General features: G+C 73.8%; 23 protein-coding genes. 15 read left to right on the plus strand and 8 right to left on the minus strand.

Translation table 11 applies throughout. The annotated features are described in order from the left end of the window. A partial coding sequence (locus tag ACIQF6_RS31355) for an electron transfer flavoprotein subunit alpha/FixB family protein (RefSeq protein ID WP_400901081.1) occupies window positions 1–192 on the plus strand: 192 nt, incomplete at its 5' end. A gap of 96 nt (window positions 193–288) precedes the next feature. Here ACIQF6_RS31355 and ACIQF6_RS31360 read toward each other — a convergent pair. Beyond that, window positions 289–1,662 (minus strand): S8 family serine peptidase, encoded by a 1,374-nt coding sequence (locus ACIQF6_RS31360; RefSeq protein ID WP_400901083.1) that lies wholly within the window; start codon window positions 1,660–1,662, stop codon window positions 289–291. A 248-nt stretch (window positions 1,663–1,910) separates the two neighbouring features. Between ACIQF6_RS31360 and ACIQF6_RS31365 the strand changes: the two genes are divergently transcribed. The 3 genes from ACIQF6_RS31365 to ACIQF6_RS31375 all read left to right on the plus strand — a co-directional run bounded on the left by ACIQF6_RS31365 (window position 1,911) and on the right by ACIQF6_RS31375 (window position 4,990). After that, a complete protein-coding gene (locus ACIQF6_RS31365; protein WP_400901085.1) occupies window positions 1,911–3,329 on the plus strand; it encodes an acyl-CoA synthetase in 1,419 nt (472 codons plus the stop codon). A 134-nt stretch (window positions 3,330–3,463) separates the two neighbouring features. Further along, a complete protein-coding gene (locus ACIQF6_RS31370) occupies window positions 3,464–4,498 on the plus strand; it encodes an NUDIX domain-containing protein (RefSeq protein ID WP_400901087.1) in 1,035 nt (344 codons plus the stop codon). Between the two features lie 87 nt (window positions 4,499–4,585). Beyond that, on the plus strand, window positions 4,586–4,990 hold the full coding sequence (locus tag ACIQF6_RS31375; protein ID WP_400901089.1) for a hypothetical protein: 405 nt from the start codon (window positions 4,586–4,588) through the stop codon (window positions 4,988–4,990). A gap of 58 nt (window positions 4,991–5,048) precedes the next feature. Here ACIQF6_RS31375 and ACIQF6_RS31380 read toward each other — a convergent pair whose 3' ends face one another. Next, window positions 5,049–5,621 (minus strand): carboxymuconolactone decarboxylase family protein, encoded by a 573-nt coding sequence (locus ACIQF6_RS31380; RefSeq protein ID WP_400901091.1) that lies wholly within the window; start codon window positions 5,619–5,621, stop codon window positions 5,049–5,051. A 178-nt stretch (window positions 5,622–5,799) separates the two neighbouring features. Between ACIQF6_RS31380 and ACIQF6_RS31385 the strand changes: the two genes are divergently transcribed. Continuing rightward, complete coding sequence (locus tag ACIQF6_RS31385; RefSeq protein ID WP_400901093.1) at window positions 5,800–7,206, plus strand: geranylgeranyl reductase family protein; 1,407 nt, start codon at window positions 5,800–5,802, stop codon at window positions 7,204–7,206. A gap of 161 nt (window positions 7,207–7,367) precedes the next feature. Here ACIQF6_RS31385 and ACIQF6_RS31390 read toward each other — a convergent pair whose 3' ends face one another. Next, on the minus strand, window positions 7,368–9,650 hold the full coding sequence (locus ACIQF6_RS31390) for a glycosyl hydrolase family 18 protein (protein ID WP_400901095.1): 2,283 nt from the start codon (window positions 9,648–9,650) through the stop codon (window positions 7,368–7,370). Window positions 9,651–9,780: 130 nt separating this feature from the next. Here ACIQF6_RS31390 and ACIQF6_RS31395 point away from each other — a divergent pair, with 130 nt between their 5' ends. Further along, entirely contained in the window at window positions 9,781–10,461 is a 681-nt protein-coding gene (locus tag ACIQF6_RS31395) for a hypothetical protein (RefSeq protein ID WP_400901097.1), read from the plus strand. A gap of 7 nt (window positions 10,462–10,468) precedes the next feature. Here ACIQF6_RS31395 and ACIQF6_RS31400 read toward each other — a convergent pair whose 3' ends face one another. Continuing rightward, entirely contained in the window at window positions 10,469–11,455 is a 987-nt protein-coding gene (locus tag ACIQF6_RS31400) for an ArsR/SmtB family transcription factor (protein WP_400901099.1), read from the minus strand. A gap of 83 nt (window positions 11,456–11,538) precedes the next feature. Between ACIQF6_RS31400 and ACIQF6_RS31405 the strand changes: the two genes are divergently transcribed. After that, window positions 11,539–12,795, plus strand: a complete 1,257-nt coding sequence (locus ACIQF6_RS31405; protein WP_400901101.1) for an MFS transporter — start codon at window positions 11,539–11,541, stop codon at window positions 12,793–12,795. Between the two features lie 67 nt (window positions 12,796–12,862). Here the strand turns inward: ACIQF6_RS31405 and ACIQF6_RS31410 are convergent, their stop codons facing one another. After that, on the minus strand, window positions 12,863–13,957 hold the full coding sequence (locus tag ACIQF6_RS31410; RefSeq protein ID WP_400901331.1) for a glycoside hydrolase family 19 protein: 1,095 nt from the start codon (window positions 13,955–13,957) through the stop codon (window positions 12,863–12,865). A gap of 316 nt (window positions 13,958–14,273) precedes the next feature. Between ACIQF6_RS31410 and ACIQF6_RS31415 the strand changes: the two genes are divergently transcribed. The 3 genes from ACIQF6_RS31415 (at window position 14,274) to ACIQF6_RS31425 (ending at window position 17,570) form a co-directional block, all read left to right on the plus strand. Further along, window positions 14,274–15,038 carry an enoyl-CoA hydratase family protein gene (locus ACIQF6_RS31415; protein ID WP_400901103.1) on the plus strand — a complete coding sequence of 255 codons (765 nt, stop codon included), beginning with the start codon at window positions 14,274–14,276 and terminating at the stop codon, window positions 15,036–15,038. A gap of 121 nt (window positions 15,039–15,159) precedes the next feature. After that, window positions 15,160–15,924, plus strand: coding sequence for an acyltransferase (locus tag ACIQF6_RS31420; RefSeq protein ID WP_400901105.1), 765 nt, complete (start codon window positions 15,160–15,162; stop codon window positions 15,922–15,924). 29 nt (window positions 15,925–15,953) lie between these two features. Next, entirely contained in the window at window positions 15,954–17,570 is a 1,617-nt protein-coding gene (locus tag ACIQF6_RS31425) for an SMI1/KNR4 family protein (RefSeq protein WP_400901107.1), read from the plus strand. A gap of 677 nt (window positions 17,571–18,247) precedes the next feature. Here ACIQF6_RS31425 and ACIQF6_RS31430 read toward each other — a convergent pair. Continuing rightward, window positions 18,248–19,465 carry an MFS transporter gene (locus ACIQF6_RS31430; protein ID WP_400901109.1) on the minus strand — a complete coding sequence of 406 codons (1,218 nt, stop codon included), beginning with the start codon at window positions 19,463–19,465 and terminating at the stop codon, window positions 18,248–18,250. 56 nt (window positions 19,466–19,521) lie between these two features. Between ACIQF6_RS31430 and ACIQF6_RS31435 the strand changes: the two genes are divergently transcribed. Then, a complete protein-coding gene (locus ACIQF6_RS31435) occupies window positions 19,522–20,730 on the plus strand; it encodes an ROK family protein (RefSeq protein WP_400901111.1) in 1,209 nt (402 codons plus the stop codon). 168 nt (window positions 20,731–20,898) lie between these two features. On the opposite strand, the gene ACIQF6_RS31440 is transcribed toward ACIQF6_RS31435, so the two are convergent. Beyond that, window positions 20,899–21,627 (minus strand): polyprenol monophosphomannose synthase, encoded by a 729-nt coding sequence (locus ACIQF6_RS31440; protein ID WP_400901113.1) that lies wholly within the window; start codon window positions 21,625–21,627, stop codon window positions 20,899–20,901. Window positions 21,628–21,748: 121 nt separating this feature from the next. On the opposite strand from ACIQF6_RS31440, the gene ACIQF6_RS31445 reads away from it, so the two are divergent. Beyond that, window positions 21,749–22,615, plus strand: a complete 867-nt coding sequence (locus tag ACIQF6_RS31445) for a PhzF family phenazine biosynthesis protein (RefSeq protein WP_400901115.1) — start codon at window positions 21,749–21,751, stop codon at window positions 22,613–22,615. 93 nt (window positions 22,616–22,708) lie between these two features. Here the strand turns inward: ACIQF6_RS31445 and ACIQF6_RS31450 are convergent, their stop codons facing one another. Beyond that, complete coding sequence (locus ACIQF6_RS31450; RefSeq protein WP_400901117.1) at window positions 22,709–23,614, minus strand: UTP--glucose-1-phosphate uridylyltransferase; 906 nt, start codon at window positions 23,612–23,614, stop codon at window positions 22,709–22,711. A gap of 231 nt (window positions 23,615–23,845) precedes the next feature. Here ACIQF6_RS31450 and ACIQF6_RS31455 point away from each other — a divergent pair, with 231 nt between their 5' ends. The 3 genes from ACIQF6_RS31455 to ACIQF6_RS31465 all read left to right on the plus strand — a co-directional run bounded on the left by ACIQF6_RS31455 (window position 23,846) and on the right by ACIQF6_RS31465 (window position 26,123). Next, the gene (locus tag ACIQF6_RS31455) at window positions 23,846–25,060 is read left to right on the plus strand and encodes a sensor histidine kinase (RefSeq protein WP_400901119.1); all 1,215 of its coding nucleotides are present in this window, start codon (window positions 23,846–23,848) and stop codon (window positions 25,058–25,060) included. Next, window positions 25,057–25,719 (plus strand): response regulator, encoded by a 663-nt coding sequence (locus tag ACIQF6_RS31460; protein ID WP_400901121.1) that lies wholly within the window; start codon window positions 25,057–25,059, stop codon window positions 25,717–25,719. The genes ACIQF6_RS31455 and ACIQF6_RS31460 overlap by 4 nt, the downstream gene beginning before the upstream one ends. Before the next feature lie 125 nt (window positions 25,720–25,844). Then, window positions 25,845–26,123, plus strand: coding sequence for an SHOCT domain-containing protein (locus ACIQF6_RS31465; protein ID WP_400901123.1), 279 nt, complete (start codon window positions 25,845–25,847; stop codon window positions 26,121–26,123). Window positions 26,124–26,248: the final 125 nt, after the last annotated feature.

The raw sequence follows: 26,248 nt of genomic DNA on the forward strand, positions 1-26,248 counted from the left end.
CAGCTGTACGTCGCCGCGGGCATCTCCGGCGCGATCCAGCACCGCGCCGGCATGCAGACCTCGAAGACCATCGTCGCGGTCAACAAGGACCCCGAGGCCCCGATCTTCGAACTCGTCGACTACGGCGTCGTCGGCGACCTGTTCACCGTCCTGCCCCAGCTCACCGCCGAGGTCAAGGCCCGCAAGGGCTGACTCGTCGAACGCTGACAACGGCGCGGCCCCCGGGGTTTCCCGGGGGCCGCGCTGTCGTTCATGCGGTCGTGACGCTCATGCGGTCGTGACGGAGGGTCAGCGGCCCGCGAGGGCGTGCACGAAGCGGTTGGCGTCGATGGTGCCGAGGCCGGACGCCAGGTCGTAGCCCTTGACGGCCTTGTAACCGGTCACGCCGCCCCACGAGTTGTCGCCCGCGGTGACGTCGACGATGCCGCTCAGCTGCGAGGGCAGCGCCGCCAGCGCGTACATGCGCGGGTTGATCTGGCCGAGACGGTGCCCGGCGGCCTGGTCGGCGAGCGCCACGATGCCCGAGAAGATCGGGGTGGCCTCGCTGGTGCCGCCGGTCAGGTGCCAGCCGACGGCCGTCGGGTCGTAGGACTCGTAGGTCCAGGCGGCGCCGTCCACGGCCGCGCTCATCGAGATGTCCGGGGTGCCGCGGTGGTTGCCGGTCACGTTCGCCACGCCCGTCTGGTACCACGGGCGCTCGAAGACTCCGGAGACGCCGCCGCCGGCCGCGCCGTAGGCGTCGTGCCAGACCTTGTCCGGGGCGGTGCGGTTGCCGCTGTTGTCCAGGGTCAGCTCGGTGCCGCCGACCGACGTGACCAGCGGGTCGGCGGACGGCCAGGAGTTGACCCGGTACGGGTACAGGTCGTCGCCGTTCTCCATCGAGTCGGTGGCGCCGTTGTCGCCGGAGGCGGCGAGCACGGTGACGTCCTTGGCGGCGGCGAACTTGAAGGCGTACCGCAGGCTCTCGATGGACTTGAAGTCGCCCTTGTCGAAGCCCGGGAAGGTGTTCTCGGTCGCGCCGAAGCTCTGCGAGATCACGTCCACGTCGCGGTGCTGCATGAGCGCCTTCTCGGCGTCCATCATCTCCGGCAGGCCGGTGACGCCCTCGGTCTCCGCGACGCCGGTCTCCACCAGCACGATGTGCGCGTCGGGGGCGACGGCGTGCGCGTACTCGACGTCGAGGGTGGTCTCACCGGCCCAGCCGGTGTGGTCCGGGTTGGTCGGGTCGAACACCGGGACGTTGCCCCACTTGACGACCTCGACCTGGGTGTCCGGGATGCCCCACTGCTTGTCGAACACCTCCAGGTCGTGCTGGATGGTCGGCGAGCCGAACGAGTCGACGATCACGATGGTGCGACCCTTGCCCGTGACGCCCTGCTGGTACAGCGGGTTCAGGTTGTAGGCCTGGCGGTACTGCAGCGGGGAGTAGCAGTGGATGCCGATCTGCGACACACAGTCCGACGTCGATATCGGCGCGACCCGGCCGACCGCGTCGATGTGCCCGGCCGAGGCGGGGCGCAGATGGAAAGCGGCCGGCAGGTGCAGGTCGGTCGCCGTCCGGGCGGTCGCGGTGGCGCCGGTCAGGGCGGTGGCCCCGACGGCGAACAGCGCGGCGGCCCGCAGCACGATGGAGCGTCGGGGACCCGCGGTGGCGGGGGGCATGCCCAAGGGGACTCCTAGAGAGACGGTTCCCGGCTCGACCGGCCGGGCGATCCCTATCCCACCGGCACCGGCGAGGCCCGGCCATAGTCCGAAACGGGTGGTGGGGATGGTTCCGGTCGGCCACCGGATTTGGTAAAGAAACTGGAGTGATTCAGTAACGCCCCAGCTCAGCACGGTCGATGACGATTCGCCCGGCGAACGGCGTCGCCGGTGTACTCCGGACGCCCCGGCTCGTAGAGTCGGGCGGCATGGAACTGCTGACGGCACTGGACGGCGTGTACGGGGACCGCGCGGACGCGGTGGTGGTGAACGGCCTCGCGCTGTCCCGGGAAGAGTTGCTGCGCGCCGCCGGGGCGGTCGCCGAACGGGCCGCCGGGGCCCCGGCGTTGGCCGTGCTGGCCCGCCCCGAGGCGGAGACCGTGGCGGCCGTGGTCGGCGGACTGCTGGCCGGCGTCCCCGTGGTGCCGCTGCCGCCCGACTCCGGGCCGCTGGAACGCGCCCACATCCTGCGCGACAGCGGCGCCACCCTGCTGGCGGGCACCCGTCTGCCCGCGGACACCGAGGGGCTGACGGCCCTTCCGGTCCGGCTCACCGACCGGCCGAGCGGCCAGTGGCGGCCCGCCGCCGAGGACCCCGACCGGACGGCGTTCGTGCTGTACACCTCCGGCACCACCGGCGCCCCCAAGGGCGCGCTGATCCCGCACCGGGCCGTCGCCGCCGGACTCGACGGCCTCGCCGACGCCTGGCAGTGGAACGCCGACGACACCCTCGTCCACGGCCTGCCGCTGTTCCACGTGCACGGCCTGGTGCTCGGCGTGCTCGGCGCACTGCGCACCGGCAGCCGGCTGGTGCACACCGGCCGCCCCACCCCCGCCGGGTACGCCGCCGCCCGCGGCAGCCTGTACTTCGGCGTCCCCACCGTCTGGTCCCGGATCGCCGCCGACGCCGACGCCGCCCGCGAACTGGCCGCCGCCCGGCTGCTGGTGTCCGGCAGCGCTCCGCTGCCCGTCCCCGTCTTCGAACAGCTGCGCCGGCTCACCGGGCAGGCCCCCGCCGAGCGCTACGGCATGACCGAGACGCTGATCACCGTCGCCACCCGGGCCGACGGCGAACGGCGGCCCGGCGCGGTCGGCGTGCCGCTGCCCGGCGTGCGCACCCGACTGATCGGCGAGGACGGGCAACAGCTGCCGCACGACGGCGAGAGCGTCGGCGACCTCCAGATCCAGGGCCCCACCCTGTTCGACGGCTACCTCGGTCGGCCCGCGGCCACCGCCGAGTCCTGGACCGCCGACGGCTGGTTCCGCACCGGCGACGTCGCCGTGATCGAACCCGACGGCTTCCACCGGATCGTCGGCCGCGCCTCCGTCGACCTGATCAAGAGCGGCGGCTACCGGATCGGCGCCGGCGAGGTCGAGGCCGCGCTGCGCGACCACCCCGGCGTCGCCGACGCCGCCGTGGTCGGCGCCCCCGACCACGACCTCGGGCAGCTGGTGGTCGCCTACGTGGTCGCCTCGGGGAAAGATTTGACCGAAGACCAGCTGATCGACTTCGTGGCGCAGCGGCTGTCCGTGCACAAGCGCCCCCGCCGGGTCGTCATGGTCGACGACCTGCCGCGCAACGCCATGGGCAAGGTGCTGAAGAAGCAACTGCTGGAGCCGGGCAGGTAGGGCGGGGTGCTCCGGCGCGGCCAAGGCGGTCCTTTCAGGAGCCCGGGGAGTGGGTACCACTGGGAAGGCGTGGGGGCCCGGGCCCCGCGCTGCCCGGCGGACCTGCCGGGCCGGCACAGAGGGGCAGGGATGCTGTGATCGTCTGGGTCAATGGGGCATTCGGGGCAGGCAAGACGAGCGCCTGCCGGGAGCTGGCGGAGCTGCTGCCCGGCAGCGTGCTGTTCGAGTCGGACACCGTCGAGACGCTGCTGCGCGCCACGCTGCCGCCGGGCCGCCTCGCCGAGGTGACGGACCCGCAGGAGCTGCCCGCGTGGCGGCGGCTGGTCACCGAGACCGCCGCCGCGCTGGCCGACGAGACCGCCGGGCCCGTCCTCGTCCCGATCACGCTGCTGCGCCAGGACCACCGCGACGAGATCTTCGGCTCGCTGGCCGGCCGCGGGCTCGCCGTCCACCACGTCGTCCTCGACCCTGTCGAAACGATCCTGCGGGCCCGGATCGCCACCACCGGGGACGGCTCGCTCCGACAGCGCAGCCGGGAGGCGCTGCCCGCGTACCTCACCGCGCGCGGCTGGCTGGCCGGCGACGCCCGGATGATCGACAACGGCGTACTGACAATTCGTCAGACCGCCGAACGGATCGCCGAGTTGGTGCGCAGCGGGGCCGCCCGCTGTCCGATCGTGCGCACCGAGGGCGGGGACGGGGACACCGTCGCCGCCGCCGTGCTGCTCTTCGACGACCGGGACCGGGTGCTGCTGGTCGACCCCGCCTACAAGCCGCACTGGGAGTTCCCCGGCGGCGTCGTCGAACGCGGCGAGTCGCCGACCGCCGCCGCCGTCCGGGAAGCCGCCGAGGAGCTCGGCCTGCGACTGCACCCCGAAGAGCTGCGGCTGCTCGCCGTCGACTGGGAACCGGGCAAGGGCCGCGCCCGCGGCGGCCTGCGCCTGGTCTACGACGGCGGGCGGCTCGGCCCCTCCGAGATCCTGCGGCTGAGGCTGCCCACCGGTGAACTCCGCGACTGGCACTTCGCGACCCTCCGGGAGGCCGGGACGATGCTGCCGGCGGCGCGGCTGCGCCGTCTGGTCGCCGCGCTGGAGGCCCGGGCGGAAGGGGAGTTGAGGTACCTGGAGGGCGGGCGACGGGCGGCGACGGGGGCTGCGCCCGCCCGCTGAGCGGCGGCCGCGCGCGAGCGGCCGGGCGCGGTAGCCTCTGCCGCTGCGGGTACGAACGTGCGCGCCACTGGAGGGGTTGGGGAAGACGTGACGGAGCGACAGCTGGCGTTGGTCTCGGCGGCGCGGCGGGCCGTGCTGCGGATGGACGAGAGCGAGCGGCCCAGGCTGGTCGTGCTGGGGGTGGGCGGCGGCGCCGATTGGCTGGTGGGGGCGTTCGGCCCGTGGCTGGGGAGGAGGCTGGCGACGTGGTACTACCTGGTGGCGACGGACCGTTCGGTGTTCGTGCTGACCGGTCCCGGCGGTGGGGACGGGCCGAACCGGGCACTGCACATGGCGCCGCTCGCGGAGGCGGCCGGGCTGGTCGCCGGGGTGAAGCGCGGCACGACGTGGAACTCGCTGTGGCTGCGTCTGCCCGGGCGGCGGCGGCCGGTGCGGGTGAAGGTGTCGTACCACTCGCGGACCGAACTGGACCGGTTCCTCGCCAAGTTGTGAGCCGTGGGGCCGCCGCCCGGGCGGGGTGTCCGGGCGGCGGGACGCGGGCTGCGCGGGCTTACGCGGGCTGCACGGCCTGCGCGGGCTGCTCGTCGGGCTGGGGGAGGTAGCCGTGGTCGGAGAGGTGGGCGCCGATCATGCGGTAGAGGGCCGGGTCGTCGGGGGTGAGGGCGGCGAGGCCGTCGACGTAGCGGTTGTACATGCAGAACGCGGAGGCGATCAGCACGGTGTCGTGGATGATCGTGTCGTCCGCGCCGACGGCCCGCGCGGCGGCGATGTCCTGCTCGGTGACGGACAGTCCGCTCTCGGCGACCTTGCCGGCGAGGTGCAGCAGGGCCCGCATCAGGTCGGAGACGGGGGCGGTGGCCAGATCGTTCTGGACGGCGTCGACCAGGGCGAAATCGCCGTCCAGGCGGTGCGCGGCGGTGGCGCCGTGCGCGGCCGCGCAGTAGCGGGTGCAGTTGAGGGAGGAGACGTAGGCGGCGATCAGCTCGCGTTCGCCGACGGACAGCGGGGACTCGCCGCGCAGGAGCTGCTCGGCGAGCTCGCTCAGACGGAGTCCGGAGGCGGGGTGGAAGGACAGCAGGCCCCGGATACCGGGGTCGGGGGTGGGGAGCGCGATATGCGGCATGGCCCTTACTGAACCGGTTCGGGACGCCCTTGGCAAGGCCTTGACCTGCGGTTCAGCTCTCCGGAAGGGGTCGGTGACAGTCGGCTGCGACGCGTGCCGTACGGCGGGCGTACCGCAGTTGTCCGGCGGGGGCGGGTCCTGGCCGGAGAGCGGGGTCGGCAGATTAGGATGGGCGACCGTGACTGACACCGGTAGCACCCAGGACCTGGACCCCGTCGAGCCGGTCGCGGCCCTTGCCGACGACGCCGGTGACGGGGCGTCGGACGAGACGGCGGACGCCGCGTCGGACGGACCGTCGGACGCCGTGTCGGCGGCGCGCGCGAGTGCGGACGCCGAGGCGGACGTCGATGCCGGCGGCGACGCGGGCGTCGATGCGGACGCGGCGGCGGAGGACGCCGAGAGGGCCGCGCTGCTCGACGAGGTGTGGGACGTGGTGGTGGTCGGCGCCGGGCCGGCCGGGTCGTCCGCGGCGTACGCGGCCGCGACGCGGGGTCGGCGGGTGCTGCTGCTCGACAAGGCCGAGCACCCCCGCTACAAGACCTGCGGCGGCGGCATCATCGGCCCGTCCCGGGACTCGCTGCCGGCCGACTTCAAACTCCCGTTGCAGGACCGGATCTCGGCCGTCACCTTCGCGCTGAACGGCAAGTGGACGCGCACCCGGCGCTCGAAGCGGATGCTGTTCGGCGTGGTCAACCGCGACGAGTTCGACCTGCGTCTGGTGCAGGCCGCCGAGCAGGCCGGCGCGGTGCTGGTCACCGGCGTCACCGCGACCGGCGTCGAGCAGGCCGGCGGCGACAGCCGCACCGTCTTCGTGACGCTGGCCGGCGGCGGGCGGGTCGAGGCGCGGGCGGTGGTCGGCGCGGACGGCTCCGCGAGCCGGATCGGCCGTCATGTCGGCGTGAGCTTCGACCAGATCGACCTGGGCCTGGAGGCGGAGATCCCCGTCCCCGAGACGGTCTCCCGGGCGTGGGCCGGACGCATCCACCTGGACTGGGGCCCGCTGCCCGGCTCGTACGGGTGGGTGTTCCCGAAGACCGACTCCGGGACGCTGACCGTCGGCGTCATCTCGGCGCGCGGCGACGGCGAGAAGACCAAGCAGTACCTGGCGGACTACATCCGGCGGCTCGGCCTGTCCGGGTTCACGCCGCTGGTGGAGTCCGGGCACCTGACGCGCTGCCGGGCCGAGGACTCGCCGCTGTCCCGCGGCCGGGTGCTGGTGGCGGGCGACGCGGCCGGTCTGCTGGAGCCGTGGACCCGCGAGGGCATCTCGTACGCGCTGCGGTCGGGCCGGCTGGCCGGCGAGTGGGCGGTGCAGGTCGCCGAGGCGAACGGGGCGGCGGACGTGCGGCGCCAGGCGCTCAACTACTCCTTCGCCATCAAGGCGGGCCTGGGCGTGGAGATGCGGGCCGGAAAGATCATGCTGGCCTCGTTCGAGAAGCGCCCGCACATGTTCCACGCGGCGGTGTCGCTGATCACCCCGGCGTGGCGGGCGTTCGCCCGGACCACCCAGGGGCACACGACGTTCGCGCAGCTCATGCGGGACCACCGGGCGGCGCGGAAGCTGGCGTCGATCGCGGGCCGGTAGCCGGCGGCGCTCACGGATCCGCCCGGGGAGGGGAGTTCCCTCCTCGGGCGGATCCTTCTGCGTTGTTGCGTTGTTGCGTTGTCTCGCGTTGCGCTGTCCTGCGTGGTGTTGCGGGGCGCGGGGGTTGGGATTCGGGGGTTCCCCGCGCCCCTGCCGGGGGGTTACTTGAGGCCCGTGTCCAGGGCGTTCATCAGGGTGCCGGTGGGGGTGTCGCCGGACATCTCCCAGATCATCGCGCCGAGGAGGTTCTTCGACTTGAGCCAGGCGGTCTTCTGGGCGATCGACCAGGCGTCGTCGAAGGTCCACCACTGGCCGTTGTTGCCGGTGTAGCCGTAGGTGGAGACGGACACCGGGTCGTGGTAGACGGTGAGGTTGGGCACCGAGGTGATCAGGTTGTTGTAGCCGCGGGTGCCGGCTTCCTCGGCGAACTGCCCGGGGGCCGCGCCACCGGCGGCCTGCCAGGCGCCGTGGGCGCCGCCGTCGGTGACGTTCTGCCAGCCGCGGCCGTAGAACGGGAAGCCGATGGTGAGTTTGCGCGGGTTGACGCCGGCGTCGAGGTAGGTGTTGACGGCGTTCTCGACCGAGAAGTGGAACGGGTAGGGGTCGGTGGGGTCGGCGTGCAGGTTGGCCTGCTGGCCGGTGCGGTTCGGCTCCCAGGAGTTGTCGGAGCCGGAGCCGTGGAAGTCGTAGCCCTGGACGTTGGCGATGTCGAGGGACTGGAAGATCCGGGACAGGTCCCAGCCCTGGCCGATCTTGGCGGGGTCGGCGGGGGTGAAGGCGGTGAGCAGCTTGTGCGAGCCGCCGAGGGCGTCGAGCTGGCGGCGGAACTCGGCCAGCAGCAGGGTCAGGTTGGCCTTGTCGTCGGCGCTGTAGTGGTTGCCGGGGTGGCCGTCCGCGGAGCCGGGCCACTCCCAGTCGATGTCGATGCCGTCGAAGATGCCGGCGCCGGTGCCGGGGCCGCCCGCGCCGTTGTAGGACGGCAGGTTGCCCTTGATCCAGATGTCGATGCAGGAGGAGACGAGCTTCTTGCGGGAGGCGTCGGTGGCGGCGGCGTCGGAGAAGAACTTGGAGTACGTCCAGCCGCCGAGCGAGACCACGACCTTGAGGTTCGGGTACTTCGCCTTGAGCTTCTTCAGCTGGTTGAGGTTGCCGCGCAGCGGCGACCAGCCGTCGTCGGCGACGCCGTCCACGGACTGGGCGGCGCTCATCGGCCGGGCGTAGTCGGCGTCGGCGTCGCCCGCGCCGGTGCCCTGCTCGGGGTCCTCGGGGTCGGAGGTGGTGCCCTTGGTGACGCCGGCCAGGCAGGTCAGGTTGACCGGGTCGATGTTCTCGAAGGCGTAGTTGACGACGTCGAGCTTGGCGGCGCTGCCGGAGGTGTCGAGGTTCTTGACGAAGTACTGGCGGCCGTAGATGCCCCACTGGACGAAGTATCCGACCCGGGAGTACTTTCCGGGCCCGGCCAGGTCGCCGGTGGTGACGGTGAGGGCGTTGGAGGCGGGCGAGTTGTTGTCGGCGGCGTCCCGGGCCACGACCGTGAAGGTGTAGGGGGTGGCGGGGGAGAGCTGTCCGACGGTGGCGGAGGTGGTGGCGACGGTCTGGACGAGGGTGCTGCCCTGGTAGACGTCGTACGCGGCGACCCGCTTGTTGTCGGTGGAGGCGTCCCAGGCGAGCGAGACGCTGGTGGAGGTGACGCCGGTGGACCGGAGGTTGCCGGGCGCGGTCGGCGGCACGGTGTCGGTGGCCGGGTCGACGGTGGCGGCGCTCAGCGCGGCGCTGACCGGGCCGGTGTTGCCGCGGGTGTCCTTGGCCCGGACGGTGAGGCTGTACGTGGTGGCCGGGGTGAGCCCGGTCAGCGTGGTGGAGGTGCCGGTGGCCGAGCCGAGGATCACCGACCCGTTCAGCACGTCGTACGAGGCGACCGGGAAGTCGCCCTTGCCCGCGGCCGGCCAGCTCAGCGAGAGGCTGTGCGCGGTGGCGTCGACCAGTGTCGGGGCGCCGGGCGCGGTCGGCGGGACGTCCGGGGTGCCGTCGCACTTGTCGCCGTTGACCCGGCAGTTGAGCGGCGCGGTGATCGGGCCGTTGCCGATGAACCAGAAGCTGTACGGCTCGGTGGAGCCGTTCGGCTGCACCGTCGCGTTGTAGTACGCGTTGGTGGCGACGACGTGGCTGCCGGTGGTGGTGGCCGTGCCGTTGTAGGTGCCGGTCATGGTGACGCCGGACGGCAGGTCGAACTCCAGCGTCCACCCGGTGACGGCGGTGGCGTTGGGGTTCTTGACGACGAACGTGCCCTTCCACCAGGAGCCGTAGTTGTCGCTGGTGAAGGTGGCGGTGAGCTTGGCCGCGGCATGCGCGGGGGTGGCGGCGAGCAGGGCGATCGGCAGGGCGAGCGTGGCCAGCAGGGCCAGCAGACGGGCCCTGAAGCGTTGCCTGGAGCGGACGTGCATCGGTACTCCCTGTCTGGTGTGGGGGATTCCGTACAGGGGTGCCGGGGAGCCAGCACACAGGAGGGTAAATGGACTGGACCAACTCGTCAACAGGTCTATACCGGACGGAGGTTGACAGCAGGAGGGGCCCATGATCGACCGACTGTCGGCGGCGGCTGGCAGGATCCCCGGCATGGGACTCGATGTGGTGGTGGGCGCGCTGATCGGCGCCGAGGAGGACGTCGCGGACTGGTTCCGCGAGGAGTGCGCGACGATCGGCGCGGTGCTGGAGCGCGAGGGCCTGCCCGGCTGGCAGGAGCCGTTGGCGGGGCCGAAGTTCAGCGACCGGGTGTGGGGGTACTCGGGGCTGCACACGCTGCGCCGCGTCGCCGCGCACCTGGCCGCGAACGGGCAGCTGCCCGAGCCGCTGAAGGAAGGCGAACGGGCCTCCGAGGACCCGGAGTTGAGGGAGGCCTACTTCGACATACCGGACGACCCGCCGGGCCCGTTCGACCACCTGATCCACCACTCGGACTGCGAGGGCTACTACGTCCCGGTGGACTTCGGGCCGGTGGTGATCGACGAGGAGCTGTCCGGCGGCATGCTCGGGTCCTCGGTGCGGCTGCTGGCGGAGCTGAAGGTCCTGGCCGAGGTGCTCGGCCTGCCCGAGGACCTCGACCCGGACGGCGCGGAGGTCGTCGACGCGATCGACGGCGTCGGCCCGCCGCCCGAGGGCTGGCGGCGCTACGCCACCGAGTCGTTCATCTGCCTCCAGCTGATGCGGGCGGCCCGCTGCTCGGTGGAGACCGGCGCCGTCATGGCGTTCTGCTGACGGGGACTCAGGGGCCGATCAACTGCTCGGCGAGCGGGCTGCGCGCGTACAGCACCAGGCGGCCGTGCCGGGCCCGGGTGACCAGGCGGGTGGCGTGCAGGACGGCGAGGTGCTGGCTGACCGCGCCCGGCGTGACGCCCAGCCGGCGGGCCAACTCGGTGGTCGCGGTGGGCTCCTGGAGCGTCGCCAGCAGGCGGGCCTTGGGCGCGCCGAGCAGCTGCTCCAGGGCCTGCGGGGCGGGCGGCGGGTCGGCCGGGCCGGTCAGGTTGCCCTGCCCACGCGCCAGGTAGCTGATCGACGGGGTGAGGTCGGGGCCGATCGCGGTGATCGCACCGCGGGCGAAGCAGGTCGGCAGCAGCGCCAGACCGCGCCGGTCCACCGGGATGTCCAGATCGCCGCAGCCCCAGTTCCGTTCGATGGTCAGCACCCCGTCCGTCCAGCGCAGCCGGGGGTCGAGGTCGGCGAACAGGCCGGCCGCGCCGCGTTCGGCCAGCACCCGGGCGCGGTGCACGATGTCGGCGTGCAGCACCGAGCGGGCGCGCGGCCACCAGTGGGGCTCCAACACCCGCGTCCAGTACTGCTCCAGGGCGTCGGCGATGTCCTGGAGCAGCTCCGCCGGGCGGTCGGCGCGCCCGGCCAGCAGCGGCGGCAGCCCGCGGTCGTGCGGCAGGAAGGTGATCTCCAGTTCGTGCCGCAGCCGGGCCGGATCGAAGGCGCGGACGGCGGCCAGCTCGGACCGGAAGTCCGGGAACGGGACGCTCGGGCGGGGCGTCATGAAGTCCGGCACGTACTTGTTGCTCGCCACCAGGGCGCGCAGCAGCGGGGCCTGCGGCAGCGCCTCGAAGGCCGGACGCATCCGCTCGAACGCCGCCCCGTGCGGGTACTGGCCGGGGTGCGTCCACATCCGCAGGCTGAGCACCGTCTCCTGGATCGGCGAGCAGGCGAAGTACGTGGCGGCCAGATCGGCCAGGCCCAGCCGGAACCGCAGCACCATGGTGTTCCCCCTGTTCGGGGCCGAGGATTCAGTCCCGGGCTAAATCAATACCACGACCGCTCCGTACCCGGTCTGATCGGACCATGACCGCCACTGAACTCGCGGCCGACCAGGCCGCGTTGCCCAGCCATGCCCCCGGCCGGTTCGCCCGGCTGCTGCCCCAGGAGCCGGTGCTGCGCCGGCTGTCCGTGATCACCCTGATCAACACGGCCGGCAACGGCCTGTCGATGACCCTGTCGGTGCTGTTCTTCACCCGCATCCTGGGCTTCGGGGTCGCGCAGGTCGGCGTGGTGCTGACCGTCGCCGGGGCGTTCGGGCTGGCGGCGGGCGTGCCGGCCGGCTGGCTGTCCGACCGGTACGGGCCCAAGCCGGTGCAGGTGGTGCTGCTGCTGGCCCAGGGGGTGTGCGCGGTCGGGTACGTGCTGGTGCACGACCTGGCGGTGTTCGCGGTGCTGGCCTGCCTGCTGGCCGTCGCCGACCGGGGCAGCTCGGCGGTGCGTGGCGCGCTGTTCGCCGAGGTGCTGCCGGTGGAGACCCGGGTGGCGGGGCGGGCGTACCTGCGCTCGGTCACCAACGTCGGCATCTCGCTGGGCACCGTGGCCGCTGCGGTGGTGCTCCAACTCGACAGCCGGGGCGCGTACTTGGCGGCGCTGCTGGTCGACGGCGCGACCTACGGCGTGATCGCCCTGATGTACCTGCTGCTGGTGCACGTCCCGCCGCGGACCGCCGACCATGCCGCGAGGGCGAAGGCCGGCGGCGGCGTGGCGGCGGTGCTGCGGGACGGGCGCTACCTGGCGATGACCGGCCTGAACGCGGTGATCACCCTCCAGTTCGTGATGATCGAGGTCGGGGTGCCGCTGTGGGTGGTGCGGGAGACCGACGCGCCGCGCTGGATGGTGGCGGGCGCCCTGCTGGTGAACACCGCGCTGGTGATCGTCCTTCAGGTCCGGGCCACCCGGGGCACCGAGGAGATCGGCGCCGCGGCGCGGATCTTCCGCCGCGGCGCGCTGCTGGTGGCCGGCTCGTGCTCGGTGCTGGCGCTGGCCGCGGGCCTGCCGGGCTGGGCGGCGGCGCTGGTGATCGCCGCCGGTGTCGGCCTCCAGGCGCTCGGCGAGGTCTACAGCCAGGCCGGTGCGTGGGCGCTCGGCTACGACCTGGCCAAGGAGCACGCGCACGGCGCCTACCAGGGCGTCTTCAACACCGGCATGTCCGGCGCGCTGATGATCGGCCCGGTGCTGATCACCTCGGTGGTGATCGCCCACGGCATGGCCGGCTGGCTGCTGCTGGCCGCGATGTTCGCCGCCGCGGGCGTCGGCATGACGATGCTGGTGCGCCGCTGACCGGCGGCACGGCAGACGCGGTGCGGGTGACGGCCTGTGACGGGCCGTCACCCGCGCCGCCGTGGTGCTAGCAGCTCAGGTTCGAGCCGGTGGGGACGCCGAGGATGGCGGTGAAGCTGGTGTAGGCGTTGACCCGGCTCTGGACCTGGGCGGGGTTGCCGCCGTTGCACTCCAGGGAGCCGTTGATCGAGCGGATGGTCTCGCCGAAGCCCTTGCCGTTGACCATGGCGTTGTGCGCGGTCATGGTGCCCGGGCCGTTCTGCGTCATCCAGTACCAGATGCCGGTCTTCCAGGCGACGGCCGCGTCGGTCTGCACCAGGTTCGGGTTGTTCAGCAGGTCGATGCCGAGTGCGTCGCCCGCCGCCTTGTAGTTGAAGTTCCAGCTCAGCTGGATCGGGCCGCGCCCGTAGTAGGCGGCCTGGCCGGCCGGGCAGCCGTAGGGCTGGGTGGTGTCGCAGTAGTGCGGGTAGTTGGCGGTGTTCTGCTCGACGACGTACACCAGCCCGCCGGTCTCGTGGCTGATGTTGGCGAGGAAGGCCGCCGCCTCCTGCTTCTTCACGGTGTCGGAGCCGGTGCCCGCGAACGCCGGGTAGGCGTTCAGCGCCGCGACCAGCCCGCTGTACGTGTAGAACGGGTTCCGGCTCGGGAACATCTGGTTGAACTGGGCCTCGGAGACCACGAATCCGCCCGGGTTGGGGGTGCCGGTCGTGCTGCTGCTCGGGCCCGGCGAGGGCTGGTCGACGGCGCAGTTGGACGGGCTCCAGTACCAGGTGGAGATCGTCGGGTCGTAGCCCGGGTTGTCGTGGGTGGCGACGTAGAACTGGCCGTTGGGCGCGTACTTGACCACCGTGCCGGTGGTGTACTGGGTGCCCGCCACCCAGATCTGGAAGGCGCAGACCGTCCCGGTGGGGTTCGGGCTGGGGCTCTGGGTGCCGCCGGTGGGGGTCGGGCTCGGGCTCGGCGTGGTGCCGCCGCCGGTGCCGCAGGAGCCCTGGTCGGCCCAGACGCCCGAGCCGCCGGTGCTCGGAGTCTCGCCCTGGGTCCACCACTTGGCGTTCCAGTTGTGGCTGTTGTAGGAGGCGGTCATGCCGCCGGTGTACACCTGCGAGGCCGAGTACGGGCCGGCGCAGGCGGTGGCCGCGGTGGAGGCCGTCGGCACCATGACGGCCAGACCGGCGGCGGCCAGCGCGCCGGTCAGCAGGGCGGCGACCCGGCCGCGGGCGGAGCGGGTGCGGCGGTGGGAGACCGTGCGGCGGTGGGGGGTGGTGCGGGTGGGGGACATCGGCCACTCCTTGTGGGGGGAACGAGCGGTGTGCCGAGCACTCAACCCAGGTTGACCGTTAACAGTCAATAGGTCTAGACCTTAAGGGAATTGAGAGTGTGCACGCACCAAATGCTGGCCACTGGGGGCGCTGTCGTGCCAGGGTGCAGGCGGACACCGTCCGACCCACCCTCAGCCGGAAGGCAGGCCAGCCCAGATGACCAGCGAAGCGCCCCTCCTGCGTCGCAGCACCGCCGACGCCGTCACCACCCTCGAACTCGACTCCCCGCACAACCGCAACGCGCTCTCCACCCGGCTGATGGCCGAACTCACCCGCGGCCTGGCCGACGCCGCCGCCGACCCCGACGTCCGCGCGGTCGTCCTCGGCCACACCGGGCGGGTGTTCTGCGCCGGTGCCGACCTCTCCGAGGCCACCGGCGACGACCCGACCGTCGGACCGCGCGGCCTGGTCGCCCTCCAACGCGCCGTCGTCGACTGCCCCAAGCCCGTCATCGCCCGCCTCGACGGCCACGTCCGGGCCGGCGGACTCGGCCTGGTCGGCGCCTGCGACCTCGCCGTCGCCGGACCGGCCTGCACCTTCGCCTTCACCGAGGCCCGCCTCGGCCTCGCCCCCGCCGTCATCTCGCTGCCGCTGCGCCCCAAGCTCGAACCGCGCGCCGCCGCCCGCTACTACCTCACCGGCGAGACCTTCGACTCCGCCGAGGCCGCCAGGATCGGCCTGGTCACCGAGGCCGCCGACGACACCGGCGCCGCGCTGAAGACCCTCCTGGACGCGCTGCGACTCTGCTCGCCGCAGGGCCTCGCCGAGTCCAAGCACCTGGCCAACGCCGCCGTCCGCGAATCCTTCGACCGGCACACCGAGGAGCTGGTCGCCCAGTCCGCGCGGCTGTTCGGCTCCGAGGAGGCGCAGGAGGGCATGCGCGCGTTCCTGGAGAAGCGGCCGGCCCGCTGGGTGCGCTGAGCCGGCGCCGCAGGTGATCGCGGCCGGGGCGCTGAGCTGGCTGTTCGACACAAGTTACCGGCCGGTGTGAGTTTGGTCCCGTTGCCCGCCGCGGGCCGCCACCGGCCGATACGGTGAGCGCATGTCGATCGTCCGCGCGCTGCTGGGATCCGTCCGTGCGAAGTCACGCCGGGCGGCCGGGCGCGCGGTCCACCAGGGCTGGCGGTGGGTGCAGGACGCCGGCGCCGTCAGCAACCGCAACCCCGGGCCGTACCGGTTCGGGGAGCTCGGCGACGGCACCAAGCTGGCGTTCCCGCTCGGCGCCGTCTTCAACGAACAGTGGATCACCATCGGCCCGTTCTCCATCATCGGCGAACGCGTCACCATCTCGGCCGGCTTCCTGCCCGGACTCGACCTCGGCCCCGAACCGATCGTCCGGATCGGCGGCGGCTGCGTGATCGGCCGCGGCAGCCACATCGTCGGCCACCAGCAGATCGTGCTCGGCGACGACGTGTGGACCGGCCCGAACGTCTACATCACCGACCAGGCCCACGAGTACCGCGACACCGAACTCCCCATCGGCAAGCAGTGGCCGCGCAACGAGCCCGTCTCGATCGGTGCCGGCTCCTGGATCGGCACCGGCGCCGTGATCCTGCCCGGCGCCCGGCTCGGCCGCAACGTCGTGGTCGCCGCCAACTCCGTGGTCTCCGGCGAAGTCCCCGACTACGCCGTCGTCGCCGGTGCCCCCGCCCGCCAGGTCCGCACCTGGGACCCGGACGCCGGCTGGCAGCCCCCCATCCGCCACGAGGCCCCCCGCCCCGTCCCCGACGGCGTCACCGCCGAACAACTCCGCGCCCTGGTCGGCTGGGACCTCCGCCTCCCGGGCGAGAGCGCCCCCGAGGGGTAACTGTCGGAGGGTGCTGCGAGGATGCCGCCGTGAACGAACACTCGTATGACGACGGCGAATTGACGGCGGACCGGATCAAGCAGGCGGCCCGGCGGAGCTGCCTGCGGCTGGCGAGTGCTGCGCCCGCGCAATGGACGGAACTGCACCTCGAGTTCGGCGGCGCCCCCTTCCAGCAGATCGAGGGCCACTGGACGCTGCCCGACGGCGTCCACCGCCGGTGGATCCCCGTCGCGGCGGACCTGGACGCGCTCGCCACCGCGATCGGCGCGCTGCGCGGCTGGCCCCGCACCCGCCTCGAACTGCACCTCCTGGCCGCCGGGTCGTTCACCGTCACCGCGACCCGCGACACCACCCTCACCCATTCGTCCCTCGGTGGCATCGGCGCCGCCCTCGACCCCGACCTGCACGTCCCCGCCCCCGGCGACGACCGTCCCGACTCCACCGCACCCCCGGCCGGCGACCCCGAACGCGCCGCCGCCCTGCTCCGCGCCGGCGTCGACCGTCGGGCCGAACTCCTCGGCCACCGCCGAGAGTTGCCGCCGCCCGCCACGCCGGAGCAGATCGCCGAGACGGAGGCGCTGCTCGGCCACCCGCTGCCCGCCGACCTGCGGGCGCTGTACCTGGTCGCCGACGGCAGCGGCGACGTGCTGGACTCCATCGACGTGTTCGACGGCCCCCGCCTGCTGCCGCTCGCCGAACTCCCCGGCAGACATGCGCACTTGGCGTACGCCATGCGGTTCAACTGGGACAACCCGAACGAGGCCACGGTGCAGGACGAGCCCGGCCCGCTCGACGCCGTCCGCCGCCGACACCACCACCCGGCCTGGCTGCCGTTCGCCACCGTCGACGACGGCAACTACTACGCGGTCGACCTCGCCCCCGCCGAGGCCGGCCGCCCCGGTCAGGTGATCGAAATCGGCCGCGACCGCTACGACGGCCCGCTGTACGTCGCGGACTCCGTCACCACCCTGCTCGCCCGCTGCCTCGACCTGTTGGACCGCGGCTGCTACGAGATCGACGACGAGGACGACGACCTGCCGTACCTCGACTTCACCGAGTCCGCCCGCGACCCGGCCGGCCCGCCGACCGTCCTGCACGCCGAGACCGCGCCCGACACCGTCCCCACCACCCTGCTGTACGCCCACCTCACCGGCCCCGCCCCCGTCCTCGCCCCGCTCGCCGCCGCACCCCGCCTGCGCCGCGTCACCCTGGCAGCCCGCCCCGCCGACGGCCTCGGCGCGCTGCGCGGCGTGGCCCTCGAATCGCTCACCGCCCCCGTCGCCGCCGACGACCTCGCCCCGCTCGCCGGCCACCCGCAGCTGGCCGTCCTCGACCTGTCCGACGGCGGAGGTGACGGACCGCTGGACCTCGCCGTGCTGCGCACCCTGCCCGCCCTGTGGTGGCTGAACCTGACGCGCTGCCGGCCTCTCGACCTGTCCGTGCTGGGGGAGTTGACAGGCCTGCGGCACCTGGCGCTGACGCTTGGCCAATGGGAGGCACTGCCGGTGCTGCCGCCCGGGCTGGCCTCGGCCCGGCTCGTCGACCGCGACGTCACGGACGAGCAGGCGGCGGCGTGGGCGGCCCGGATCGGCCTCGTCCCCGGTGAGCCGTACCGCGTCAACGGCCGTACCGGTAACGGGAGCTGACCCGCAGTACCGCGACGCGCCGAGAGGTGCGGCACAGGATGCAACGACCGTCACAGGTGGACAACACCCGGAACCGGGAAGGCCGGATCGGCGTGGTGAGGGCCGTCGAGTGGGGCAGGATGCTCCCTCGTGGATCTTGGATGTGACGGGGCCGGGCCGCGGGGGCACCGACAGGTCCCGGCCAAGTCGGTGGCACCTGCTCCGAGTTCACCTCGAATCGACGATGCGTCCCACCCGTGACGAGCCGTCAATGACCGGCCGGCGGCCTGGGCGCGTGGGGGCGTCCGGGCCGCCGGTCCCCTGTTCTCTGCCCGTGCGAGCCCGGGGCGACACCGTCGTGGGTGGCTCCGGGCGCGAGAACCTCACGGGCCGGCGGTGGAGCATGCCCGGCCGGCGCAGGTGGATCGGGTCGACGCTGCGGCCGCGTGGGCGGAGGGGACGTGCGAAGCCTGCTGCGAAGCACCGGAGTTCGCCGATGGTGCGGGCGGCGACGGTGGTGGTGGCGGCGACGGCGGTGAGGGCGAGTGCGACGGCGGCCCGGTGGGCAGGAGCCGGCCGGACGCCTGCCCGGCGCGGATCCGCCAGGCCCGCGCCGTACTGATCGACGTACGGCGCGGGCCTGGGCGGGACCGGGGTCGAGGACGACTCGCCGGCCCGATCGGGGAGCGGGCGGGGGGTCAGGCCCGGCGGTGGCGGCGGACGGTGAGGGACAGCAGGCCGGCCAGGGCGGAGGTGGCGGCGACGGTGAGGAGGGCGGTGGGGAGGGAGGTGGCGTCGGCGAGGAAGCCGATGACCGGGGGCCCGACGAGCATGCCGGCGTAGCCGAGGGTGGAGGCGGTGGCCACGCCCTGGGGGCCGGCGGTCGCGCCGGCCTGGGCGATGGCGAGGGGGAAGACGTTGGCCAGGCCGAGGCCGACCAGGACGAAGCCGGTGAGGGCGGCGGGGACGGACGGGGCGAGGGCGGCGGTGGTCATGCCGGCGCAGGCGGTGAGGCCGCCGAGCACGACGACGCGGGTCTGGCCGAGGCGTTCGGAGAGCCAGGTGCCGGAGAGGCGGCCCGCCGTCATGGCGAAGGCGAAGGCCGCGTAGCCGGTGGCGGCCAGGGCGGCGCTCGCGTGGACGTCGTCGGTGAGGTGCAGGGTGGCCCAGTCGGCGAGGGCGCCCTCGCCGTACGCGGTGCACAGGGCGGTCAGGCCGAGCAGGACGACGAGCAGGCGGGCGTGCGGGGAGAGGCGCGAACGGGCGGGCGTCGCGGCGCCGGCGGCGAGGCGCGGGCGGGCCGCCGGGGCGCGCAGCAGGGCGGTGCCGGCGACGGCGGTGACGGCCAGGCCGAGGGCGGCGGCCGAGGCCAGTGCCCAGGAGGCGGAGAGCCGTCCGGCGAGCAGTCCGCCGACGGCCGCGCCGAGCAGGCCGCCGAGGCTGTAGCCGGCGTGGAAGCTCGGCATGACGGGCCGTCGGAGTTCGGCGACCAGGTCGACAGCGGCGCTGTTCATCGCCACGTTGGCCGCGCCGTACCCGGCGCCGAAGAGGAGGAGCACCGCGCCGAGGGCGAGCACGGAGTGGGTGTGGGCGGGCAGGGCGACGGCGAGGGAGAACACGGCGAGGGCGGCGACCGTCACGGGGCGGGAGCCGTAGCGCAGGCAGAGCCGGCCGATCAGCGCCATGGTGGCGACCGCGCCGGCCGAGATGCACAGCAGGGCCATGCCGAGGGCGCTGTGCGAGGCGGCGACCTGGGCGCGGACATCGGGGATGCGGACCACCCAGGCGGCGAACAGGAAGCCGTCGACGGCGAAGAAGGCGGTGAGGGCGAGGCGTGCCGCCGACCAGGAGGAGCGTCGGCCGGACGGGGAGGTGGTGGAGGAAGGTCGGGCTACTGTTTTGTTCATTAGCGGCACAAAGTCAGAATAGGGGTGTGCCGCACACACCTTCAAGCCCGAACCGGAGCACCGCCGTGAGCACCCCGCGCCGTACCGCCCCCGACCGCGGCCGCACCCTGCTCGGACCGGCGCTGCGACTGATCCACACCGGGCAGGCCCCCACCCGCTCCGCGCTCACCGGCGCCCTCGACGTCACCCGTGCCACGGCCGGCGCGGTCACCGGCGAACTGGAGGCGCTCGGCCTGATCAGCGTGGACTCCCGCCCGGCCGGCGGCGGCCGCGGCCGCCCCTCGCACCGCCTCGCGCTCGCCGACCCCGGGCCCGCCGTGCTCGCCGCCCAGCTGCACGCCGACGGCATCTCCGTCGCGCTGGCCGGCCTCGGCGGCCGACTGCTGGAGACCGTCCACCTGCCGCTGCCCGCCGACACCGCGCCCGAACGCCTGCTCGGCGCGGTCGCCGAGGCCGGTGCGGCGCTCGCCCGGGGCAGCCGCCGCCGGGTGCTCGGCTTCGCCCTCGCGCTGCCCAACCCCGTCACCGAACCCGACGGCACCGCGCTCGCCGCGCTGCACTTCGACTGGCCGTCCGGCACCCCCGTCGCCGAGCTGTTCGCCGCGCAGGCGGCCGGCGCGGACCTCGGCCCGCGCGCCCGCGGTGCGCTCCCGACCGCCGTCGCCAACGACGCCAACCTGGCCGCACTCGCCGAACACCGGCACGGCGCCGGCCGGGACGCCCGGCACCTGCTGCTGGTCACCTCCGGGCACCGCGGCGTCGGCGGCGCCCTGGTGGTCGACGGCCGCCTGCACACCGGCAGTTCGGGCCTCGCGCTGGAGGTCGGCCACCTCACCGTCGACCCGCTCGGCCGGCCCTGCCCGTGCGGCAACCGCGGCTGCCTGAACGCCGAGACCGACACCGAGGCGCTGTTCGCCGCCGCGAAGCGCCGCCCCGACCCCGGCCGGCCGCTGCTCGGGCAGGCCCGCGAACTGGCCCGCGACCCGGAGGCCGCCGACGCCGTCGAGCACGTGGTGGACCGCCTCGGCCTGGGCCTGGCCGGGCTGGTGAACATCCTCAACCCCGACCGGATCGTGCTCAGCGGCCTGCACCTGGACCTGCTGGCCGCCGCCCCCGACCGGCTGGCCGCCCAGGTCGCCGAACGCTGCCTGTGGGGCCGCAGCGGACGCGTCCCGATCGTCCCCGCGCAGGTCGCGCACGCCGGCCTGGTCGGGGCCGCCGAACTCGCCTGGGAGCCCTACCTGGACGACCCGCAGGCCGTCCTGGCCCCGTGACGCACGAGGGACGCCGGGAGACGCGGACGGTGCGGAGAGACGCCGGGAGACGCGGACGGTGCGGAGAAGCGCGGACGGCGCGGAGAGACGCGGACGGCGCGGGCCGACGGATCGTCGACCCGCGCCGTCCGGCGCACGTACGGGGGCTAACGGGGGCGTACGGGGGCGTCAGCTGCCGAAGCGGAGCTTCCAGGGCAGGATCGCCGACTCCAGCTGCACGTCCAGGCTCATCTTCGACATGCCCTCGACGCGCTCCTCGAAGCGGATCGGCACCTCGGAGATGCGCATGCCGCGCCTGACCGCGCGGTAGTTCATCTCGACCTGGAACGAGTAGCCGTTGGAACGCACCGACGGCAGATCGACCTTGCGCAGCGCCTGCGCCTCCCAGGCCTTGAAGCCCGCGGTGGCGTCCTTGACGTTCAGGCCCAGGATCGCGTTGACGTAGAAGTTCGCCCAGACCGACAGGGCCTTGCGGTGCCACGGCCACTCCGACGCGGTCGAGCCGCCCGGCACGTAGCGCGAACCCAGCACGACGGAGGCGCGCGTGGTGGTGAGCTTCTCCACCATGGCGGGGATCGCGGTGTGCGGGTGCGACAGGTCGGCGTCCATCTGGATCACGATGTCCGCGCCGTTGTCCAGCGCCTGCGTCATGCCCGCGACGTAGGCCCGGCCCAGGCCGTCCTTCTCGGTGCGGTGCAGCACGGTGAGGGTGCCGCCCGAGTCGGCGGCCAGCTTGTCCGCGATGTCGCCCGTGCCGTCGGGGGAGGCGTCGTCCACTACCAGCACGTGCAGGTTCGGCATGCCGAGCTCGCCCAACCGACCTACGAGGATCGCGAGGTTCTCCCGCTCGTTGTACGTCGGAACAACCACAACCACCTTCGGGTGGGCCTCAGCCATGTTTCTTCTGTCCTCGATACGGTTGTGACAGCCGGACGCGGCAGTCTAGCGTTGATCCCCGCACATACGTTCCGGGGGCCCGTCAGGGGAATCGCCGAGACCTGCCGTCCGTTCAGCGGGCATGACCGACAACACTCCGGCCGAGTCCGCCGAACCGCTGCGCTACGCCGCCTTCACCGCCGATCCCGCCGGCGGCAACCCGGCCGGTGTGGTGCTGGACGCGGGCGCGCTGAGCGACGAGCAGCAACTGGCCCTGGCGGCCCGGCTCGGCTACTCCGAGACGGCGTTCCTCACCGCCGTGCCCGACCAGCCGCGCACCCGCACCGTCCGCTACTTCAGCCCGTTGACGGAGGTGCCGTTCTGCGGGCACGCCACCATCGCCGCCGCCGTGGCGCTGGGCGAGCGGATCGGCGCCGGCGAGCTGCTGTTCGAGACCAAGGCCGGTCCGGTGCCGGTCGCGGTGGAGCGCACCCCGGCCGGGGAGCTCACGGCAACGCTGACGAGTGTTCCGCCGTACGTCGAGGACGTGGAGCCGGAGGACCTCGCGGAGGCGCTGGACGCGCTCCGCTGGCAGGCCGCCGAGCTGGACGGGAAGCTGCCGCCGATGATCGCGTACGCCGGCGCCCGGCACCTGGTGATCGGGGCCGCCACCCGGGCCCGGCTGTCCGACCTCGACTACGACTTCGACGCGCTCGCCGCGCTGATGCGGCGGCTGGACCTGGTCACCCTCCAACTGGTCTGGGAGCAGGACGCCACCACCTTCCACGTCCGCGACCCGTTCCCGGTCGGCGGCATCGTCGAGGACCCGGCCACCGGCGCCGCCGCCGCCGCGTTCGGCGCCTACCTGCGCCACCTGCGGCACCTGGAGGCCGCCCGACTGACGCTGCACCAGGGCGAGGACCTCGGCCGGCCCGGCCTGCTGACCGTGGACCTCGCCGCCGGCGACACCCGGGTCCGGGTCACCGGCCGGGCGGTGCGGATCCCCTGACGGGCAGTGCGGATCCCCTGACGGACGGTCGGCCCCGGCGGGTCCGGCCCCGGCAGGCCCGGCCCCGGTCGGGCCCCGGCCCCGGCGGTGGTCTCAGCCGGCGTCGGGGCCGAGCCGGGTGCGGGCCAGGTCGAGCAGCGGCGGCCCGTACTCGGGGTGCGCGAGGGCGTGCGCGAACTGGGCGAGCAGGTAGGCCTGCGGGTTGCCGGTGTCGTACCACCGGCCCTCGATGACCTGGCCGTAGACGGCACGCCGGGCCGCGTACGCGTTCAGCGCGTCGGTGAGGTACAGCTCGCCGACCGGATCGGCCCGGAACCGCCGGTACTGCTCGCGCAGTTCGTCCACCACACCGGGCGTCAGCACGTAGCCGCCGATCGCCGCGTAGTGCGACGGGGCGACGGTCGGGTCGGGCTTCTCCACCAGGCCGGTGATGCGCAGCGCACCGTCGCCCAGGTCCTCCTTGACCACCGGGACGCCGTAGCGGTGCGACTCGGACGGGTCCATCGGCATCAGCGCGAGCACCGGGGCGCCGGTCTTCTCGTGCGCGGCGATCAACTGCCGGGCGCGCGGCACCTCCGAGACGAACACGTCGTCGGGCCACAGCACCAGGAACGGCTCGTCGCCGAAGTCGCGGGCCGCGTTCAGCACCGGGGTGCCGTTGCCGTACGGGCCGTGCTGGAACAGGTAGGTGATGTGGCCGCGCCGGGACAGCTCGGCGACGTCCGCCACCGCGTCCGCGTACGCGTCCTTGCCGTTCGCGCGCAGCTGGTCGACCAGCGCCTGATTGGGGCGGAAGTGGTCCTGGATCAGCGACTTGTCGCCGGACACCACGACGGTGATGTCGGTGATGCCGGAGTCGATCAGCTCCCGCACGGTGTGCTCGATCACGGGCCGGTCGCCGACCGGCAGCATCTCCTTCGGGATCGCCTTGGTGAGCGGGAGCAGCCGGGAGCCGAGGCCGGCCGCGGGGATGACGGCTCGGCGGAGGGTGGCGCTCATGGGACCTCTTCCTGTTCCTGTTCCTGGACGGACTTCCCCGGAGGGATTCCCTGAAGGGATTTCCGTGGACGGGACTTCCTGGACGGATCTTCCTGGACGGGTCGCGGTGCCGGTCGGCACCGACCGTACCAACGTGGTTGCTCCGGGTGGCGGCGCGTACTGCGGCGGGAGTAGGCGTGTCTGCTCCGCGAGGCCGACGGCGCAGGCCCGGGGCGCGGTTAGCCTTCCGGTATGGGAGACGTTCGGCGGCCGCGGGTGCCCGTTCGGGTGCCCGTCCGGGTGCGGGCCGGCAAGGCGGGGTGGCCGGTGGCCGCCGCCGTTGTGGTGGCGGTGCTCCAGGTGGCCGGGACGACCGTGGCCGCCCGGCACCAGAGCACCCGGGTGCCGTTGGACGCCTGGGGGTACCTGCTGCTGGTGCTCGGCCCGGCGCTGCTGGTGCTGCGGGCCCGGCATCCGGCGTTCACCGTCGGCGCGGTGTCGGCGGTGACGGCGGTGTACCTGTGGGCCGGGTACCCGTACGGGCCGGCCTTCGTGGCGATGGTGGTGGCGTTCTTCTCGGCCGTGCAGCGCGGCCACCGGCGGGCGGCGTGGATCAGCGCCGGCGGCTTCTACCTGCTGCACCTGCTGGTCGGCTACGTGCTGCCGGCGTCCTGGCTGCGGGCCCCGGGCCGGGAGGTGGCGGGCTGGCAGGAGCTGGGCGTCACCGCCTGGCTGCTGCTGGTCTTCGCGGGCGCCGAGCTGGCGCGGTTCCGGCGCGAGCAGATCGCCGCGGTGCGGGCCGCCGAGGAAGAGGCCCGGGCGCGCCGCAGCGACGAGGAACGGCTCCGGATGGCACGGGAGTTGCACGACATCCTGGCGCACTCGATCTCGCTGATCCACCTCCAGGCGGGCGTCGCGCTGGAGCTGCTGGACACCCGGCCCGAGCAGGCCCGGGACGCGCTCACCACCATCAAGGCGACCAGCAAGGAGGCGCTCGGCGAGGTCCGCCAGGTGCTCGGCACGCTGCGCACCCCCGGGGCCGCCGCGCCGCGCACCCCCGCGCCCGGCCTGGAACGCCTGGACGAACTGGTCGCGCAGGCCGGCCACGCCGGGCTGGCCGTCACCGTCCGCACCGAGGGCCGGGCCGCCCCGCTCGGCGCGGGCCTCGGACTGGCCGCCTTCCGGATCGTCCAGGAGGCGCTGACCAACGTGCTGCGGCACTCCACTGCCCGCACCGCGACCGTCGAACTCGCTTGGCAGAAGGGTCGGTTGGAGCTGACCGTCGCCGACCCCGGGCCGCCCGGCGGCGGTGACGCGGGCGGCAGCGGCACCGGGCTGATCGGCATGCGCGAACGCGCCGCCGCGTTCGGCGGCACCCTGGACGCCGGCCCCGACGGCGCCGGCGGCTGGCAGGTCCGGGCCCGGCTGCCGCTCACGCCCCTCGCACCGGAAGGAACCGACGCATGATCAGGGTGCTGCTCGCCGACGACCAGCGGCTGGTCCGGGCCGGCTTCCGGGCCCTGCTGGACGCCCAGGAGGACCTGGAGGTGGTCGGCGAGGCCGACGACGGCGAACAGGCCGTCGCCCGGGCCGCCGAACTGCGCCCCGACGTGGTGCTGATGGACATCCGGATGCCCCGCCTGGACGGCCTCGCCGCGACCCGCCGGATCTGCGCCGACCCCGAACTGGCCGGCGTCCGGGTGGTCGTGCTGACCACCTTCGAACTCGACGAGTACGTCTTCGAGGCGCTGCGGGCCGGCGCCGCGGGCTTCCTGGTCAAGGACACCGAGCCGGGCGACCTGCTGCGCGCCGTCCGGGTCGCCGCCGCCGGTGACGCGCTGCTCTCCCCGGGCGTCACCCGCCGCCTGATCGGCGAGTTCGCCGCCCGCTCCAAGGAGCCGTCCACCGCCCGCCTGGACGTCCTCACCGAGCGCGAGCGCGAAGTCCTCGCCCTGGTCGGCCTGGGCCTCACCAACGAGGACATCGCCCGCCGCCTGGTGGTCAGCCCGCTCACCGCGAAGACCCACGTCAGCCGCACCATGGTCAAGCTCGGCGCCCGCGACCGCGCCCAACTCGTCGTCGCCGCCTACGAGTCCGGCCTGGTCCGGCCCGGCTGGCTGGGGTAGTACGGGGGGAGTAGCCGAGGTGCCGCCCGGTGGGGGACGCGGCGGGGGCGGGGTCGGCGGGACGGTGGAGGAGTGGCCGGGGAGCGGATCCCGGGCCCTTCGGAGTCCCGAGGAGATGAGTTCCGATGGTCGAGATGCTGGCCGACGGGTACGGCTACGGGCACTGGCCCGGGCCGTGGGTGCTGGTGTTCCCGTTCTTCTGGCTGCTGGTGGTGGTGTTCGTGGTGCTGGTGCTGCGCCGGGCGGTGTGGCGGCGCCGCGGTCTCTGCGGCCCGCGCGCCGAGGACGCGCCGCTGGCGGTGCTCGGACGCCGCTACGCGCAGGGCGAGATCGACGCCGACGAGTACCGGGAGCGCCGTGCCGTGCTGGCCGAGGAGCAGGACGCTCCGGGGGTGAAGCGATGACCGCCGCCGCGCGAGCGTCCCGGCCGGACATTCCGCAGGTGGTGGACGTGTTCTGACGATCCGTCAGGTAGGCGGCCCCGGCTCTCCCATAAGTGGAAGCTGGGGCCGCCGTAATCGTCACTTAT

It is taken from the genome of Kitasatospora sp. NPDC092948 (assembly GCF_044754805.1).
Lineage (GTDB): Bacteria > Actinomycetota > Actinomycetes > Streptomycetales > Streptomycetaceae > Kitasatospora.